The sequence below is a fragment of the Shewanella sp. ECSMB14101 genome, from assembly GCF_000773485.1.
In the GTDB taxonomy this organism is placed as follows: Bacteria; Pseudomonadota; Gammaproteobacteria; order Enterobacterales; family Shewanellaceae; genus Shewanella; species Shewanella marisflavi.
In genome coordinates, this window is record NZ_JSFF01000004.1 from 209,598 (window position 1) to 227,704 (window position 18,107).

Below are 18,107 nucleotides of genomic sequence, written 5' to 3' on the forward strand. Positions count from 1 at the left end.
AACATGGAAAATAACAGCCTCGGCTGAATCACATAAGGAAAGGTGATGAATCATAGAAACGTCAAGGCATTACTGGGTACAGAGCTGGCAATCATTCAGGCGCCCATGGCGGGCGTACAAGATAGCAAGCTGGCCATTGCCGTTGCTAAGGCTGGTGGGCTCGGCTCTATTGCCTGCGGCATGTTAAATGCAGCGCAGATCACCAGTGAAATCCAAGCCTTTAAAGCAGCATCTAGTGCGCCATTAAACCTTAATTTTTTCTGCCACCAGATGCCCAAGTGGGATGATGGGGCTCAGCAAGTCTGGCACAAGCAGCTATTACACTATTTTCAGGAGCTTGAGATAACGGCCGAACTTGCCCCAGTGGGCGCCAGTCGCTTGCCGTTCAATCATGAGATAGCCGACGCCATAGAGCCCTTTAAACCCGAATTCATCAGCTTTCATTTTGGTTTACCCGCCAAAGATCTGCTCGATCGGGTGCGATCCTGGGGGACTAAGCTGGTCTCTAGCGCCACCACAGTGGCTGAAGCCATCTGGCTGAGTGAGCGTGGTGTCGATGGCATTATTGCCCAGGGACTGGAAGCGGGCGGCCATCGAGGTATGTTTCTCTCCAGCGACCTCAATACTCAGCTAGGGCTTGCTGCGCTTGTGCCTCAAATAGTCGACCGTGTCTCGGTGCCTGTCATAGCCGCTGGTGGCATAGGCGATGCTCGCGGCGTTCAAGCCGCTTTTGCCCTGGGCGCTAGCGCCGTGCAGGTGGGTAGCGCGTACCTGTTATGCGATGAGGCCAATACCTCCAGGCTACACAGAGAAGCGATATTAGGCGCCACGCCACAAGAGACGGCACTGACGAACCTGTTTTCGGGGAGGCCAGCCAGAGGTTTGCGAAATCGAGCGATGAATGAGCTTGGCTGTTTGAGCGAACTGGCTCCCACCTTTCCCTATGCGACCCCCTTGATGGCGCAGCTTCGCCGGGAAGCTGAAGCAAGGGGAAAGGCCGACTTTACCCCGCTGTGGTGTGGTCAAAACCTTGGTGCATGTCGCCGCATCTCGGCTCAAGCGCTCACCTTGGCGCTGATGAAGCCCTAAGCGAACAAGAGTCACTAAAGCAATCACAAACACAAAGACAAAGACAAATATTAAACATAAAAAAGAGTTAATCGAATGCATACAATAGATGACCGACAGGAAGTGGCTTTCAGCCAAATAGAGCAGGAGAATAGCGAGTTGGTCGATGCCTTAGTTGATGGCGTGCGTCAGTACAACATTGACAAGTTGGGCAAGGAGACGAGTCAGCCACTGACGATAGTGGCCCATGACCAGGCAGGTAAATTGATTGGCGGCGTCCATGGCCGAACCATATATAAAAACTTTCTGATCCATGTGTTATGGGTCGATGACAATCGTCGCGGGGCTGGGCTTGGGCGGCAGCTGATGATCCAAGCCGAGCAGCTGGCGAAGGCAAGGGGATGTTTGCAGGCTCAGGTCGATACTCTGGACATTCAGGCGCCCGATTTCTATCGAAAGCTGGGATTTAACCTAGCGGGACAAGTGCCAGCCTTTGAAGGGAGTCCTGCGCGCTATTTTATGGTTAAACGCTATGATACTTCTACGTTTAAAGGTGATGATACTTAAGCTTTTTTGATTGAGCTTTTTGGGATTAAACTATTTGGAACTAGGCCATTTTGGATTAGGGAAAAGTAAGTCAAAATAATACAAGGATGAATAATGAAACCCACTCTACTGATCGCCACCTTCTTTACCTTAGGTTTAGCCGCGTGTAGCCATACCAATAGCAGTACCAACACCAACACACCATCTGATCAAGCGCCAACGACTGAGACCTTGGCGGTGTTAAATCCTGTCGAGATTGGGGCCGATAACCTTTCTGCCTATTGGCAGGCAAAACCGACAAAGCCTGTCAAACTATATGGTCGCCCTAACTGGTTACCCAAAGGCGCTGGAAAATTCAGTTACCATGTGTTGATTGATGAACAGGGCCAAGAGATCAGCAAGACGCTGGTTAGCTCGACCCCCGAAGGCTGGATGAGCCAGGCTAAGCTAGATAAGATGCCAAAGGCAAGCTATGTCGCTAGCGAGACTAACCCTGAACATAAGCCAGTCAAAGTCTTGATGACGGCTGAAGTCATTCGTATGGCGGGCAAGAGATGAGGTTGATGGCATTGAAAGATAAAGGTTTATTGTTTGTCGGCAGAGTTCTTGCCGCGCTTGTATTGGCGTTGAGTTTAACGCTTTCGGTATCGGCGAATGATGCGCAGCTCAGTCAGGCTTTCGAGCAAAGGCAAAGTCAGCTTCAGATCCAAGGACAAGGGGAGGTGGTTCGTCTACTTGCGGACGACACCCAAGGGAGTAAGCATCAAAGATTTATTTTGCGGCTGGCAAGTGGGCAAACCTTGCTGGTGGCGCACAATATCGATCTGGCGCCACGTATTGAAGATCTAAAGGTTGGCGATCGTGTGGGGTTCTATGGGGTCTATGAGTGGAATGCCAAGGGCGGCGTGATCCATTGGACTCATGATGATCCTAAAGGTCAGCACATAGATGGTTGGCTCACCCATGGCGGTCGGCGCTATCAATAGCCAAGCCTGTTAAAAGCTAAGCCAACGAATAGCCAAGTTAATTAGTCGATTGGGCACAAGTTTGGGCCATAATTAACTGGTTTTGTGCTTGGCTAACCAGAGTTTCCTAACCATTGTTTCCTTATCATTGCTTCTTAACAAATCTTGGTTAATCAGGAGCGCTAAAAATCTAGCTGGTTTCCAAGCCGGGCTTTGTCACTAGTCGTGTAGGGGGTCTGATGATCTTGTCCGGCCGTATGTCATACAGAGAAGCCCTTGAGAGCAACTCGAACTTGTGATTGATCGTTAGAAAACTCTCTACCAGTTTCGGGTCGAAGTGACTACCTTTGCCTTCGAGGATTATCTCTAGCGCTTCTTGGTGGCTAAAAGGTCTTTTATAACAGCGCGGCGAGGTCAGGGCGTCATACACATCCACTAAAGCCACTATTCGGGCGGAGAGTGGGATAGCTTCGCCCGATATTCCCTTTGGATAACCGCTACCGTCCCATCTTTCATGGTGCCCGCCCGCAATATCTCGTCCCATCTTTATAAAACGGCACTGCGGCGCATAATTGAGCAAGCTTTCCAGTACATTGGCGCCGATAACCGGGTGTGCCTTAATCTGCTCAAATTCCTCCTCAGTTAGGCGCCCTGGCTTTAACAATATCGCATCGGCAATGCCAACCTTGCCGATATCATGGACGATCGACGATAGAGAGATCTCCTGAATAAACTCATCGGTCAGCTCCTCAGGCGCATCTTCATCCTTTTGCCTTTGACTCGCCAGTATCTTGGCATAGTGCTGCATGCGAATAAGATGATCGCCGGTTTCGTTGTCTCGATATTCAGCTAATTTGGCCAGCCCCATTACTGTGGCCCGGCGCGAGGCTAAGGTAGAACGTAGCGATTGAGTGAGTTTTCCCAATAAGAAGGCGGTCGATTGGGTCACAATGGCGTTGGTGACAATAAAATTGATCGCGACCACAAACCAGATGCCAGTATTGTAACCTTGGGTCAGGGGCCAGCTAAACCATTGCTGTTGAAAGGCGAAGCCGATTGCCAATAGCGCCGCTGCGTTAAGCAACTGAGCAAAAAGACTGGCACGCTTGCCGATCAGTATGCTGGTGAGCGGGGCAAATATGAACAACCAGAAAAAGCCCGCACCCGTTGGGCCAATGGTGATCAGAAAGGCAATCCCTATGATAAAGAACATGATACAGCCGATGCAGTAGCGGCTTTGCTCACTTAACCCCTTAGCGAGCAGTATGTAGAGGAGTAACAGGTAAGCCAGGGTGTCAAACGCCGCCATGCTTAGCAGCCCCATCTGGATACAGAGGTAGATGCTGCTGAGGTATACTGGCACGCATAAGATGGCCAAGAGTCCAAATAGGCGTTTAAAGATCAACTCGCGCCATACGGGAAGGGTATCGTTGAGATCATTGTGCTGTGAAAGTGAGAAAAAGTGCCCAGTCATAGTCAATCCTTTGCCATGCCAGAAGTGGGGCTAAATGCCGAGTTCCTACTACATTATTACCTTATCAGCTAGAAAAGAGCTAATTAACCTTTCGCTAAACTTGATCTTTCCTACGAAAATGTGACAGGTGGCATGCTTGAAAGGGGAGCTGAGTCTTTATGACTAGTGGTTTAGTCGCCTAACTACAAACCGCAATCTTGCTATTAAAGGTTTACCTTGCGGCTGACTACTACTGCAACACCGTGACGTAAATGGGCGTAACTAATAAATTTGTAATATCTTTCAGTATAATAGAGGGGTTAATTTTTAGGCAATTAAAGCTGACTATGGTGTAGGTAGTGCTATGCTGAACTTACCCGCTAAATGATGGCGAATGACTCAAGGGAATATATATGGGAACTATCAGGTTGAATCCTATTGTTTTGGGATTGTTGGGAATGGTGTTGGCACCAGCGTTTGCAGCAAATGATGACATGGTCAGTGATAGTGGAGAAAAACCTAGTGCTGCCAACGAGCCGAGTTCATTAGTGCCTAATTTAAAGGAAAACCAAGCCCCTTTAACGGTCAACAAAGGCAATTTTGTTGCCGCGCCAATTCCGTTTTCAAATCCCACCATTGATTCAGGTTTAGGTGGTGTGGTTGGTTATTTTTATCCCCAAACCGCTGAGCAAAAATCGGTTCAACCGCCATCAGTTACCGGGGTAGCGGGTTTTTACTCTAGCAATAAAAGTTGGGGCGCCGCGGTTGGCCATGCCAGTTATTGGGATAATAATAACTGGCATTTAAAAGGCGGAGTCGCCTATGCCGACCTTAAGTTGCCACTGGTATCAAGCGAGTTACTCGGCGTACCCCTTGATGTCGATTGGGACATTACCGGTTACGGCGCATTGTTAGAATTAGAGCGACGTATTAGTGGTAACTGGTTTGTCGGTGTTAATGGCATTTTCATTGATTTTGAACAAGATTTTAATGTAGACATCAGTTCGATCCATTTTGATTTACGCAACGAAATCGTCTCTGCTGGGCTGGGGGCAGAGATCATTTATGACACCCGAGATGTGCCGACGAACCCTTACGATGGCTACTATTTCAAGCTTAATGGCACAGTGTTTAATGACGCCATTGGTAGTGATACTGACTTTGAATCTTATTCTTTAGAGTTTGATGGTTACTTCCCGGTTAATGAATCTGTCACGGTTGCCTATAAATTAAAAGGGTGTCTAAAAGAGGGCGACGTACCCTTATGGGCCGCCTGTCGCTTAGGTCTGCGTGGTTTTTCTTCAACTGAATACATGGCGTTAGGCTCAATAGAAACTGAGGCGGAAGCACGTTGGCGTTTTCATAAACGTTGGGGATTGGTCGGTTTTGTTGGCGCAGGTAAGTTGGATAATGTAAATCACGTGGATAAATCCAATGATGTTATTCCGTCATACGGTATTGGTTTGCGCTTTATGCTGCAACCGGCCGAGCGAATTAACTTACGTTTAGATTATGCGCGTTCATCCAATAACAATGATGCGCTTTATTTATCGGTCGGAGAGGCTTTTTAGCCTAGCAGACTCAGGACAAAGCCTACAGTCGTAAATAGCATAGGCGACAGGCTAATGATCAGGCTGCTAGCATAGCGGCGGGAAAGTCTTTGTCTGGCAAACCATTAAGTCTTATTTGAGTTATGTCGTGCTAGTCTTAGTAGTTAGCTCTGTTATACTAGCGCGCCTAAATTGCCTGTCGCCTGGCTCGGCGTTTGCATTTAGCCCTTCTTAGCCACCATTAGAGAGTACACATGACCTTTGCCAACCTTGGCCTGCCGGCCACCTTGTTATCCAATCTAGCCGAACTTGGGTATCAGCAAGCCACACCTATTCAACAGGAAGCGATTCCGTTGGCGCTCAAGGGGAAAAACCTGATCGCGGCGGCGCAGACCGGCAGTGGTAAGACGGCCAGTTTCGTGTTGCCCATGTTGTCCAAGCTTATGCAAGGTGAGACTCAGCGTAAGAAGCGCGCCCGAGCCATCATTTTAGCGCCGACTCGTGAACTAGTGAGTCAGGTTAATGGCCGAATTAGCGAATATGGTAAAGGTTCTGGTTTGGTCTCTATGGCCATCTATGGTGGCGTCGATGCCGCGGCGCAAAAACAGCAGTTGATAGAAGGGGTCGATATCGTGGTGGCGACGCCCGGGCGTCTGCGGGATCTCTATACCCAAAGAGCGATTCGCTTCGATGAAGTTGAGTTCTTGGTGCTCGATGAAGCCGACCGCATGTTGGATATGGGCTTTATTGAAGATATTACTAAGATCATCGATACCTTGCCTGAAGAGAGACAAAACCTGCTGTTTTCTGCCACCTTGTCACGTCCGGTTCGAGAACTAGCAAAACAGGCGGTACCTAAGGCGATCCACCTGTCGGTGACTAGAAATGAAGAGAGTCAGCCTGATATTGAGCAGTGGATCACCACAGTCGACAAGGATAAGAAGTCGGCGCTGCTTAGTCAGCTGATCAAAGAGAATGCCTGGCCTCAGGCGCTTATCTTTATCGAGACCAAACATGGCGCCGCCAAGTTGGTGAGTCAGCTTGAGAAGCGGGGGATTCAGGCGGAGTGTATTCACGGCGGCCGTACTCAGGCGGTACGTGAGCAGATCCTGGCTGATTTTAAGGCGGGTAAGATCGCCTATCTTATCTCGACCGGGATCTCGGCGCGCGGTATCGATATCGATAACCTGCCGCTGGTGATTAACTATGACCTGCCGTTTCCTGCGGACGAATATGTGCATCGTATCGGACGTACCGGCCGCGCTGGTGCCAAGGGGGAGGCGATCTCCTTGGTATCAAAAGATGACTTTAAGAACCTCTGTATGATTGAGAGTCGTCTCGATCATCTACTCGAGCGCCGTGAAATTGAGGGCTTTGCGCCAAGAAAGCCTGTACCTATCTCAATTCTCAATTATGTGCCTAAGGCCAGGCGTGAGCAGCAAGGTGAAAAGGGGTCTGATGCATCGACCAGCCGGGGTGAGAAGGTCCAAGATAAGGCAAGAGAGGATAAGCACAGAGAGGTTAAGCCTAGCGGACAGTCTAAGCCTCAAGCTAAGGCATCATCCTATAAAGGTAATTCTACAGACAAGAAGGCTAGGCCTGCTAAAGCTAAATCAGCAGCGCCTGATGACGGTGGTAAAGATCAAAGCTCAGAGCGTAAGGCTGAACAAAAGCCAGCTTTTAATCCTTGGACGGATAGCTGGCCTTCGAAGGAGTAAGGTTAAAATAGAAAGCCCTCTAGTCGAGGGCTTTTTTGTGGCAGGTGGTTTTGTTATCTGCGCTGCGTAGATGTATTAGGGTGTATTGAAGGTCATACCTTCATGGCAACCTATTACCTGCGGTAGGCTTATGTGCAGATACGCCTGTGACAAGCTATGCGTCTTCTGACCTGAATGGATGTTGGGGAGGCAATTGAAGGTCAAACCTTCCCTGTTACTTATCGCCTGCCCGGCGGGGGAATGTGCAGATACACCTGTGACACGCTGTGCGCCATCCATGGCCGCTCTGCGGTTTCATCCCTGAAACCGAAGGTCACCGGCGTATCTACACTGGTATCTAAATGTCTCTTCGATTTGGCCGCATACTTAATTGCTGGAAACAACGAAGAGCAGTAACTTTGGCGCTTTTATGTAAAGTCTCGCTTTCTATGAGCACTTAGCAGTTGTTATCACATAAAAATCAATGCTAAGTTGTTGGCATTAAATTGACTATTTTCCTGTCAGTATTAGAAACGCATTAGTTTGTGATTGGGTTTTATTTGAAGTCTTAGTAATACATTTGATGGTGAAATCATTATTAGTTAAAGGTAAAGATTTAAGTCCATGCAAGCAAACGTAGTTTAGATGTTTATTACTTCCCACAAACATTGTGGTGAAAAATTTATGCGTTGATAAAGCACTTTTAAGGTATCAATATGTTAAGCACTATATGACATGGATAGCATGAAGACACTTCAACAAAAAAATGATGAACATTTAAGATTGGTTGCTAAAGAAAGGCATAGTGTTTTTCTGGTAGCTTTATCCCTAATCCCCATATTTGTCATTTTTAGCTACGATTTATATCAGTGGTTCATAGGTGGTGATTCGCTTGGCCATCATGCTGCTTCAATCACTTTGGGTACTTTAATTTTTGCCTTGCCGATTATGATTATGGGACAAATGCTTATTGCTCCCAATTGGTTAAAGTTACTGTTATATGTAGCCCTTCAATTATTGTTTACGTCATTATGGTTCATTGAGGGTTTATTATGGGTTGCTGTAATTCCAGTGGTTATAACTTTTGGTATTCTACAGTACCAACTTCCTGAAATTAGAAAGAGAGTGGAGCAGAATAAAAATGCCACTTAACAAGCCACTGAGTTAGGACTCATCAAGGCTGTTCTACCTTTTGCAGTGTATATCGTAGGGTGTAACAAAGCTTACTAGTTAGTGTGAGACGTCAAAAAAAGGAATTTAAATGAAAGTCTTGGCTATGTTTTTACTTGTCATTCTTGCGTCTGGGTGTGCTTCAAAACCACAAGTTGACGATCAATCTTCTCAAAAGATCACAATAACGGGTACTAGAATAGAGCGGTCCGAAATGCCGCCAGGGCCAAAACTGACGATGAGATTAAATAAGCAAAATGGGTCTAGTAACTTTATGCAGGCTTTAGCGCGCTTACAGAGTCTTCCGCAACCCAAAGATATAGGTGACTGCAAAGGCTTACTGTCGGCTTTAACTGAAAGCAACTTAGCAATGCGCATAGTGGACAAAAATAATGTCGTTTTAGAGAGTGAACATGGTCTCTATCAATATTCTTTTGATGACAATAGTTGCCCGAGCGACGAAACATAGCAATCCAATTAAAACACAAGTTCTGCTTGGAGGCGCATCTCCACATCAAGCAACATGCGCAAAAAAAAGCGAGTAGGCTGAGCGTGGTTAATGCTCATTCTACTCGCTCTGATGTCTTGAAGAGATCTATCTGTAGGGTTATTTCTCTCCGACAAGGAGCACCTTAGATTCCAGTGGGGCTAGGGTTAGTGTGACTTGGCCTTCCTTTGTCGTTAGTGTCAGCGGTGTTGTTGGCTTCTTATCACTTAGCATCTCTTTAAGCGGGTAAGCGCCGGGATTGAGTTGCCATTGGTTAACCAAGGTCTCGGGTAGTGCTAGTGTCAGGCTTTTTGTCTCAGTGGATGAGAAGTTGCTGACGATGATCAGCTTTTGCGTCTCGTCGAAGCGACTGAAGGCAAAGAGACCTGTGTCATAACCCTTCTCTTGCGCGAGATTGGCCTTGTGCAGATCGCCATACTCACCGCTTAGGGCGCTGAGGCTGTGGCTAAGGTTTAGTAGCTTGGCGTAGTAAGCTCGCAGGCTCAACTCTTGTTTTGATGACTGACCGCCGTCAAATTTACCCATGTTCATAAAGCGCTGGTGGGCGGGCACTCCAATATAATCGAAGATACTGGTGCGACTTGGCTTGCCAAAGCCTGCATCTTCATTGCCATCTTCGCCGACTTCCTGGCCAAAATAGATCAGAGTAGGTGCCTGGCTCAGGGTAGTGGATACCACCATGGCTGGCAGTGCCTTGGTGGGATCGCCGGCAAACTCCGGGCTGGCGATACGCTGCTCATCGTGGTTCTCCAAAAAATGCAGCATATGCTCGGCGATGTCCGCAACACTTTTACGATCGCGCTCGATCGCCCGGGTGTCCGCCTTACCCTGAATGATCGCCTTGAGGCTGTCATAGAGCCCAACTTTGTCGTAGAGATAGTCCATCTTGCCAAGGTGAATATAGTCGCGATAACGACTCGGGGTGTAGACCTCGGCCAGAAGTAGGGCATCGGGATTGGTGTGCTTGATATGGCTATTCAGATAGCTCCAGAAGGCTACGGGTACCATCTCGGCCATATCGAAACGAAAGCCGTCTACGCCTTTGTCGAGCCAGTATTGGGCTATCTGGTTAAACTTATGCCAGGCGCTTGGGATCTCGCTGTCAGGCACCTGTTGCCAGAAGGCGTAGTGCTCAGCAACAGACTTCGTCTCATAGCCTGAGGGCAGCTGCGGGTAGTCGATGCGGCCGTCTGGCGTGATGCCATAGTTGATCTTTACTGTCTCATACCAGTCGTTGGCATCTGGCTGGGCGGCGCGGGCACCGTTGCCTGTCCATTTGGCGGGAAACTCATCAAACTTACCATCAACCTGGGGATGGGACTCGCCGCCAAGGGGCTTTATCGCATCTGAAAGCAAGGGCACCTTGAAGGGAGTGTCGACCACATAGTAAAAGTCGTTGTGCTTAGCATAACTGACTTGGGTATTGTCATCTGCGCCGAAGTCTCTGACGCCTTTTGGCGCCGATAGCGATTTATAATGACGCGCCACATGGTTGGGCACTATGTCTATGATCACTTGCATGCCCGCCTCATGAGTTCGTGCAATAAGGGCTTCGAACTCCTGCAGACGCTTGGCGGGATCGTCTGCCAGATCCGGGTTGACATTATAGTAGTCTTTTACCGCGTAGGGAGAGCCTGCACGCCCCTTGACCACATCGGGATCATCATTGCCTATGCCGTATTGGGTATAATCACCCACCAAGGCATGGTGTGGGATCCCTGTATACCAGATGTGGCTTGCTCCTAATGACTTTATGCTATCAAGCGTCGCCGGGGTAAAATCACTGAATTTACCGACACCATTTTGCGCTTTGGTACCCCATGGAATATTGGCGGTTTGAGTGTTACCAAACAAACGGGTGAAGACCTGATAGATCACAGGCTTTTCACTCCTAACGAAAGCTGGCTGTGCCTCAGCAGTTGTTTTAGGCACAACGGCGTGCTGAGCGCCAACTTCAGGCTGCAACGCCGATGGCAGCGCCGCCACCTGCGCCGATAACAGCAGTGCAGCGCTAGTCAGTAGCAGTTGATAGGGCTGCTTGCAGCGTTTAACTAATGCATGTGTGGGCATCAATTGGTTTCCTCTATGGCAAGCAGGGTAATCCCTTGGCCGTTAAGTGTTAGTGTTTTCCCAAGCGCGATGGTCTCGCCACTGATCACATCGCGGGCACTGCTAGCGCTTGCGAGCAGATCGCGGTAGCGGGCGAGGGGAAGTGTTACTGGCTTATCGTTTTTGTTGTACACCACCATGAGGCGCGCCTTGTCACTGCAATCTTGTTTAGCGCAGCGCATCTGCACATACACGCCATCTTGGGGCACATAGTGACGCAGCCCGCCATTGTGAATAAAGTCTGCCTGTTTGCGGTAATTTAATAAGCTTCGGGTAAAGCTCAGCATAGAGGCTTGGTCATCACTTAGCCCTTTGTTATCAAAAACAGAGACAGCATCATCTTGCCACCCGCCAGGGAAATCAGAGCGTGTGATGCCGTCATTACGATCTTTAGTGGGACTTTGCATCAAAATTTCTGAGCCATAAAATATCTGTGGAATACGGTTACTGGTCAGCACATAGGCCAGGGCCATCTTAGTGAGGGCCAGATTGTCGCCTAGCAGGCTGTAGAGGCGGTTGGTGTCATGGTTACCCTCGAACAGTACCAGTTGGGTTGGGTCCGCATAGACCACATCGTTGGCCAGAAATTCGTATAGGCGTATCAGGCCTTCGCTCCAGCCTTCCTCTTCGCTAAGCGCCTTAAGCAGGGTTTCATATAGTGGAAAGTCCATCAGGCTGGGCAGCGCCGAGCGATAGCCATCTTTATTGATCTTGTCTTTTTGCCAGTAAGAGATGGTGATCGGGTTACCCGTCCACTCTTCGCCGACAATGTTAAAGTGTGGATATTCGGCCATGATGGCTTGGGTCCAATCTACCAGAAACGCCTTGTCGGAGTAGGAGTAGGTGTCTTCGCGGATACCACTTAGGTGACCATGCTCTACCCACCAGATGCTGTTTTGGATCAGATAATTAGCCAGAAGTGGCTGGCGCTGATTAAGGTCAGGCATCGACTCGACAAACCAGCCATCAGTGAACTCCTGTGTGTCCTTGTCTACAGAATAGGGATCTTGTAAGGTTGTGCGTCTGTGGCTGGTAAAGGTAAGCGCCTTCGCATTGTCCTTGCCTTTCGCTAATGAGGATGAAGGCCGGTTGACCCAGTCGTTGGTCGGCAGATCTTGCATCCACCAGTGGTTAGAACCGATATGGTTAACCACCACATCGGCGATGATGCCAATGCCTTTCTCTTGTGCCTTCAGGGCTAGCTGACGATAGTCTTGATTGCTGCCAAATCTTGGGTCGATACGGTAATGGTCTGTCACAGAATAACCATGATAGGAGTATTCGGCCTGGTTATTTTCCGTCAGTGGGTTGATCCACAGTTGCGTGACGCCGAGATCGGCCAGATAGTCCAAGCTGTTGATGATCCCCTGAATGTCACCGCCATGACGACCACCTGGGTTACTGCGATCGGCGCGCTCTATCATATCAGGATGATTGTCGTTGCCGGGATCGCCGTTCGCGAAGCGATCTGGGGTGATGAGATAGATAACATCTTTGTTGCTAAAGCCGAGGCGCTCGGCACTGCCCTTATCGCGCTTGAGGAGATCATAAGCCACGCTAATTTGCGCCTCGCCGTCTTGGTCAAATATCAGCCGAAAGGTCTGGGCCTTCGCGCCCTGGGTGTCCAGGTTGATAAACAGGTAGTTGGGGTTCTCTGTGGTTTCAACGCCTTTAAGGGTCACGCCATCGGCGGTGATGCTTACCTTGGCCTTGGCGATATTTTTGCCATAAACCATCAGCTGCAGCTGGCTATGGTGCATGTCTGCCCACCAGTTAAGGGGCTCGATACGAAGTGCTGTATCATGGTTTAAGGGAAGGGGAGCTGCCAAAGTGTGATGCGTGACTGGCGTTAACAGTATGAGTGATGTAGCAATGAGTGTGCTGGTAAACTTGCTATGAAGACGTCTCATGGGCTGTCCTTTCGCGCTTATTGGTTTCGCGCTTAAAAGTAGATTAGCGTTTGAAATTACATTAGGGCTTAAATCAGGTAGCGTTTAAGCTTAATCTGACCTTGTTGGTTTTTTATAGGGCAGATATAGAAACACCTGCTTTATTTGACTAAAGCAGGTGTTTATCAGCAATGACCTAAGATCACATAGTGTAGCTAAATCCTAGGAAGTACTGGCGACCAAAGCTTTGAATCGTACCTGTTTGATGGGTTTGACCAAAGTAAGTCTTGTTGGCTTCATCCGTTAGGTTGTTAACCTGGAACAGGAACTTAAGGCCGTTGTCCATCGCGTATGACGCCTGATAATCGAAAACTGTTTCTGCATCGAAGAAGGCCAGTTGAGATTCAACCGCAACCTGCTCAGATACATATTCACTACGATAGCGCATGCTTAAGCGAGTATCGAAACCATCTAAGGTGTAGAACAAGGTGGTATTCAACACATGCTCTGATAAGCCTGGCAGTGGTATTGATAACGATTGACCGCTTAAATCAGTTTCGAACTCAACTTCACTGTCTGAGTATGAGTAACTGCCTGTAAAGCCTAAGCCATTCAAAGCTCCGGGTAAGAAATCAAACACTTGAGTATATGCAAGCTCGACACCGCGGATGTAACCGCCGTTATCATTGTTGATTGCCGTTTGATACTGACCTTCATCTTTAACAACAGGGAACTCTACGCCGTTATCGACAATAGTGTCAGGCACGATAAAGCCCGCTTTTTCGAAGTCAAATGGCTGAATGGTGAAGTTGTTGATGAAAGATTTAATATCTTTGTAGAACACGGCTAAAACAATCGCACCTTCCGACTCTTCAAAATAGTGCTCATATGACAGGTCATATTGATCGGCGTAGAAAGGATCCAGTAGCGGACTGGTGTTACCCCAGGCATTGTACTTCTTATAGCCAGGAGTCGACGCATCGTCATACCAAGAACCCATACCTGATTTTAGCTTGTCGATAGGTGGACGAGCCATAACCGATGCGGCGGCGAAACGGATTTGATCGTTCTGTGTCAGGTGGAAGTTTAAGTTGATTGAAGGTAGGTAGTCGGTATAAGACTTACCCACTTCGTTGCGGATATAGTCTGTGCTGACCACACCTTTCTCATCGACAATCTCTTCACCTAAACCAAAGCCAACTTGCTGCAAACCCGTGCTTGATTGGTCAGTGTTAACAACACGCAGGCCAATATTACCGGTCACAGGCAGATCGCCTATGGCAAAATCAAGGTTAGCTTGTACGTATCCAGCCAGTACATCTTCATTGACCGAACCGCTCTGGATCATGGTCCAGTTGTTTGCCCAATTGGCTGTCGGTGCAAAAGGATCTTGTCCGGTTGCGGCCAATTGTGCGTTAACCAGATCCACTGCCTTATCGAAATCGATAGCTAGGAAACTTTGGTATCCTGATAATTCACCGCCGAAATTAACGACACGTGTCATATCATCGGTAAGCGCTATTACAGGTTGATTCTCTGGGTTGGTACCAAACTCAAAGCCGTAACCCGCTTGAGAACGCTGGGCATTAAACTCACGCTGTGAATATCTCACGCCTACATCAATAGAAGAGACAACGCTATTATCCAGCTGGTAGTTCAGGTCAAGTTTGTAGGCAATCAGATCGTTTTGCTGATCATATGGCCACATACCCACTTCCCTAAGACCTAATGTTGAGGTATCTGTGTAGTCTTTTGCGAAAGCGATATCCGCTGGGTTTAATCCATTAAGTTTGTAAGTAACAGACTCTCCCGATCTAACCTGATTGCCAATATCGTCATAGATAACCGCTCGGGTACCGCCGTTAACAAATTCACCGTCGGCAGAAGAGTAGCTAATGTCGGCCGCGATAGTCAGGTTTTCACCGTTATTCCATTCAATGTTGACAGCGCCAGAGGTCAGCTCAGAAAATTTAGAATCGTTGTCGTTTACCACAAATACGGCAAAGTTATCTGTGCCGTCGGTTGAAACTGTGCCGCCAACCATTGAGCCATCTTCTACGATAGCATCACTGATTTGACCATTTTTCAGTGATTTAACTCGGAAACCACGGGCAAAGTTTTCTGAATCGAACTTAGAATGGAAAATGTCGCCTTTGATGCTCCAGTTATCATTTGGTTGCCAGTGGATGGCGCCCATATAACCGTCACGAGTATCGGTGCCGCCTTTCTGTTGCATCTCGAAGCCTTCACTGATGGACTCTAGATTGCCATCGCCGTTCACATCACGTCTGTCATCGTTAAAACGAAGACCAATGAACTGACTTGATACATAAGGTTGATAAAGGTGGGCATAACCAACGGCAACACCTAGCGTTTCTTCAAGGAACTTACCTTGGTAAGAGAAGCTTAGGCGATTACCATACTCCTCAGCGTCAGACACTTCACCAGCACGGTCGTTAAAGCTACCACGGGCATTAACGGTGAAGTTGTGCTCTTTTGGTGCTTGTAGGGGATCGGCTGTTTTGAGTTCTACCGTACCGGCCACACCACCTTCGATTAGAGATGCTTTTGGTGATTTATAGACTTGCGCCTGGTTAATCAGCTCAGATGGATATTGATCGAATTCAATCGCTCGCTTACCACCTGTGGTCACTTGCTCGCGACCGTTTAAGGTTGCTGAAACAAAGTCACCGTCTAAACCACGAATATTAAGACCACTTGCCTGGCCACCGGTACGGACGGCGGTAACACCTGGCAAACGAGTAAGTGCATCGGCAATTGACTGATCTGGCAGGGCGCCTAAATCGTCAGCAGAAATAGTTTCTGATACCGTGTCAGCAAAGCGTTTGTTATTAAGCGATTTAATCACACTGGTACGAAAACCGCGAACCTCAATGACTTCAATCGATTCTTCTTGAGCCGTTGCAGTTGATTCAGTGTTAGCCACCTCATTGTCAGCTGCATAGACTTGGGTACAAACGCCAGCCGAAAGCAGGGCTAACGTGAGCAGGTTAGGTTTAAATTGAAACATCCATCTTCCCCTTTTTTCACTCTATTCATGCTGTATTACTTCTTGTGTGTGAATAAAGGGGGGTTCCCTTGTTCACAACTATATAGGTGAATGAGAGTGCTTGTTATTGTACTTGTTTCTAAGTTGTTATGTAGCAGACCCGATACTACTCTTGCACTTGTTGCTGTAACAATATTATGCATACGTATTCAAAAGTGACTCAGGCCTCACAAAGGGGATTGATTGGCCTGCTCAGGGTCACAAAATCGCCTCCAAAAATCTTGCTATCTAATTGTTTTTTATGGAATACACATTGGCGCTTAAGAAGGTGCTTTGTACCTGTGGGTTTTGCATACGTATGCAGAGATGTTGAACCCGATTTCATGGATGACGTATGCTCGTTTCATTCTAATAACAATTGTTCGTCGACAACGATTGGGTAACAGGTATGCAACCCAGAGGCTTTACAGTCTTTAATATAGTCGTTGATGACATAGGGGCGATAATGAACCAACTCTCCTGGTGGCGCGGCGCCGTCATCTATCAGATCTATCCTCGCAGCTTAATGGACTCTAACGGCGATGGCGTTGGCGATCTTCAGGGTATCATCAGTAAGCTGGACTACATTGCCAGTTTGAATGTCGATGCCATCTGGATCTCACCTTTCTTTAAGTCGCCGATGAAAGATTTTGGCTACGACATCAGTGACTACCGTGCCATCGACCCACTGTTTGGCACCATGAATGACTTCGATGAGTTGATCGACAAGGCGCATCGCCTGGGTATTAAGGTGATTATCGACCAGGTGTTAAGCCACACCTCAGATCAACACGCTTGGTTTAGCGAGAGTCGCGAAAGTCGCGATAATGCTAAACAGGACTGGTATGTCTGGGTCGATCCTAAAGAAGATGGCACTGCGCCCAATAACTGGTTGGCTATTTTCGGTGGCTGCGCCTGGGAGTGGGAGCCACGTCGTCAGCAATACTATCTGCATAACTTCCTAGCTAGTCAGCCAGATCTTAACTTCCATAATCCTGAAGTGCGTCAGGCCGTGCTGGACAATGTAAAGTTCTGGCTAGATAAAGGTGTCGATGGCTTCCGCTTAGATGCGATCACCTTCTGTTACCACGATGAGCAGCTTAGAGACAATCCAGCTAAGCCAGCGGACAAGCGTCAGGGCAGGGGCTTTAGTGAAGATAACCCTTATGCCTATCAGTATCACTACTACAATAATACGCGTCCGCAGACCGTTGGCTTTATCGAGGAGCTGCGGGCACTGATTGATCAATATCCTGGTGTGGTTACATTAGGCGAGGTTTCGTCTGAAGACTCGCTTGCGACCATGGCTGAGTATACTCAGGGCGAAGAGCGTCTGCATATGGCCTATAGCTTTGAGCTGCTCACCGATGACTTTAGTCCTGGCTATATCCGCCAGACGGTAGAGGAGCTGGAACAGAGCATAGGTGATGGCTGGCCTTGTTGGGCCATTGGTAATCACGATGTTCAGCGGGTTGCCACCCGTTGGGGGCGAGAAGCCTTTAATGGTGATATGGCCAAGATGCTTAATGGTCTGCTCTGTTCACTACGCGGCAGTGTCTGCAGCTATCAAGGGGAAGAACTGGGCTTAGGCGAAGTAGAAATTGCCTATGAGCAGCTGCAAGATCCGTTTGGTATCACCTTCTGGCCTATGTTTAAGGGACGTGATGGTTGTCGTACTCCTATGCCGTGGCAACATGACGCCGCTCATGCCGGCTTTAGTCCCAATACGCCTTGGTTGCCTGTTCCCCAAAGTCATAAAGCCTTGGCGGTGGATCTTCAGGAAGCCGAGCCAACATCGATTTTAAATCACTACCGTCATATGTTGGCCTGGCGTAAACTGCATCCGATATTGGTCACGGGCGATATCAAATTTATCGATGCAACCGATGAAATTTTGCTATTTGAGCGCACCTTAGACGACAAGACGCTCTTGGTTGCCTTTAACTTAAGCAATCAGCCACAAGCCTATAGGCTATCCGAAGCCTGTGAACTGACACCGCTTGATGGACATGGGCTGCCAAATGCCGAGTGGCAAGCGCCACAAATTCATTTTGAGGCCTTTGGTTGCTTCTATGGGTGGAAGCTGTAGGCGCTGGATGCAGT

At 48.2% G+C, this 18,107-nt stretch carries 13 protein-coding genes; 9 read left to right on the top strand and 4 right to left on the bottom strand.

Going from position 1 to position 18,107, the window contains the following annotated elements; translation table 11 throughout:
• The first annotated feature begins 45 nt into the window (after positions 1-45).
• From NY07_RS05815 to NY07_RS05830, 4 genes are all read left to right on the top strand, one after another.
• Positions 46-1,089: an NAD(P)H-dependent flavin oxidoreductase gene (locus NY07_RS05815; protein ID WP_052125511.1), complete on the top strand. Its 1,044-nt coding sequence runs from the start codon at positions 46-48 to the stop codon at positions 1,087-1,089.
• 102 nt (positions 1,090-1,191) lie between these two features.
• The gene (locus NY07_RS05820) at positions 1,192-1,635 is read left to right on the top strand and encodes a GNAT family N-acetyltransferase (protein WP_033538453.1); all 444 of its coding nucleotides are present in this window, start codon (positions 1,192-1,194) and stop codon (positions 1,633-1,635) included.
• Positions 1,636-1,728: 93 nt separating this feature from the next.
• Positions 1,729-2,172 carry a hypothetical protein gene (locus tag NY07_RS05825; RefSeq protein WP_033538399.1) on the top strand — a complete coding sequence of 148 codons (444 nt, stop codon included), beginning with the start codon at positions 1,729-1,731 and terminating at the stop codon, positions 2,170-2,172.
• Between the two features lie 5 nt (positions 2,173-2,177).
• Positions 2,178-2,600, top strand: a complete 423-nt coding sequence (locus tag NY07_RS05830) for a DUF3465 domain-containing protein (RefSeq protein ID WP_081953782.1) — start codon at positions 2,178-2,180, stop codon at positions 2,598-2,600.
• Between the two features lie 169 nt (positions 2,601-2,769).
• On the opposite strand, the gene NY07_RS05835 is transcribed toward NY07_RS05830, so the two are convergent.
• Positions 2,770-4,053, bottom strand: coding sequence for an HD-GYP domain-containing protein (locus NY07_RS05835; RefSeq protein WP_033538400.1), 1,284 nt, complete (start codon positions 4,051-4,053; stop codon positions 2,770-2,772).
• 392 nt (positions 4,054-4,445) lie between these two features.
• Between NY07_RS05835 and NY07_RS05840 the strand changes: the two genes are divergently transcribed.
• The 4 genes from NY07_RS05840 (at position 4,446) to NY07_RS05855 (ending at position 8,918) form a co-directional block, all read left to right on the top strand.
• A complete protein-coding gene (locus tag NY07_RS05840; RefSeq protein WP_081953778.1) occupies positions 4,446-5,603 on the top strand; it encodes a BamA/TamA family outer membrane protein in 1,158 nt (385 codons plus the stop codon).
• A 233-nt stretch (positions 5,604-5,836) separates the two neighbouring features.
• Entirely contained in the window at positions 5,837-7,300 is a 1,464-nt protein-coding gene (locus NY07_RS05845) for a DEAD/DEAH box helicase (protein WP_033538402.1), read from the top strand.
• 723 nt (positions 7,301-8,023) lie between these two features.
• Positions 8,024-8,431 carry a hypothetical protein gene (locus NY07_RS18990; protein WP_140946898.1) on the top strand — a complete coding sequence of 136 codons (408 nt, stop codon included), beginning with the start codon at positions 8,024-8,026 and terminating at the stop codon, positions 8,429-8,431.
• Positions 8,432-8,540: 109 nt separating this feature from the next.
• Positions 8,541-8,918, top strand: coding sequence for a hypothetical protein (locus tag NY07_RS05855; RefSeq protein WP_033538403.1), 378 nt, complete (start codon positions 8,541-8,543; stop codon positions 8,916-8,918).
• Between the two features lie 138 nt (positions 8,919-9,056).
• On the opposite strand, the gene NY07_RS05860 is transcribed toward NY07_RS05855, so the two are convergent.
• From NY07_RS05860 to NY07_RS05870, 3 genes are all read right to left on the bottom strand, one after another.
• Positions 9,057-11,027, bottom strand: a complete 1,971-nt coding sequence (locus NY07_RS05860) for an alpha-amylase family protein (RefSeq protein WP_052125513.1) — start codon at positions 11,025-11,027, stop codon at positions 9,057-9,059.
• Positions 11,027-12,976 (bottom strand): glycoside hydrolase family 13 protein, encoded by a 1,950-nt coding sequence (locus tag NY07_RS05865; RefSeq protein ID WP_033538404.1) that lies wholly within the window; start codon positions 12,974-12,976, stop codon positions 11,027-11,029. The genes NY07_RS05860 and NY07_RS05865 overlap by 1 nt, the downstream gene beginning before the upstream one ends.
• 181 nt (positions 12,977-13,157) lie before the next feature.
• Entirely contained in the window at positions 13,158-15,986 is a 2,829-nt protein-coding gene (locus NY07_RS05870; protein ID WP_033538405.1) for a TonB-dependent receptor, read from the bottom strand.
• A 484-nt stretch (positions 15,987-16,470) separates the two neighbouring features.
• On the opposite strand from NY07_RS05870, the gene NY07_RS05875 reads away from it, so the two are divergent.
• Complete coding sequence (locus NY07_RS05875; RefSeq protein WP_033538406.1) at positions 16,471-18,093, top strand: alpha-glucosidase family protein; 1,623 nt, start codon at positions 16,471-16,473, stop codon at positions 18,091-18,093.
• Positions 18,094-18,107: the final 14 nt, after the last annotated feature.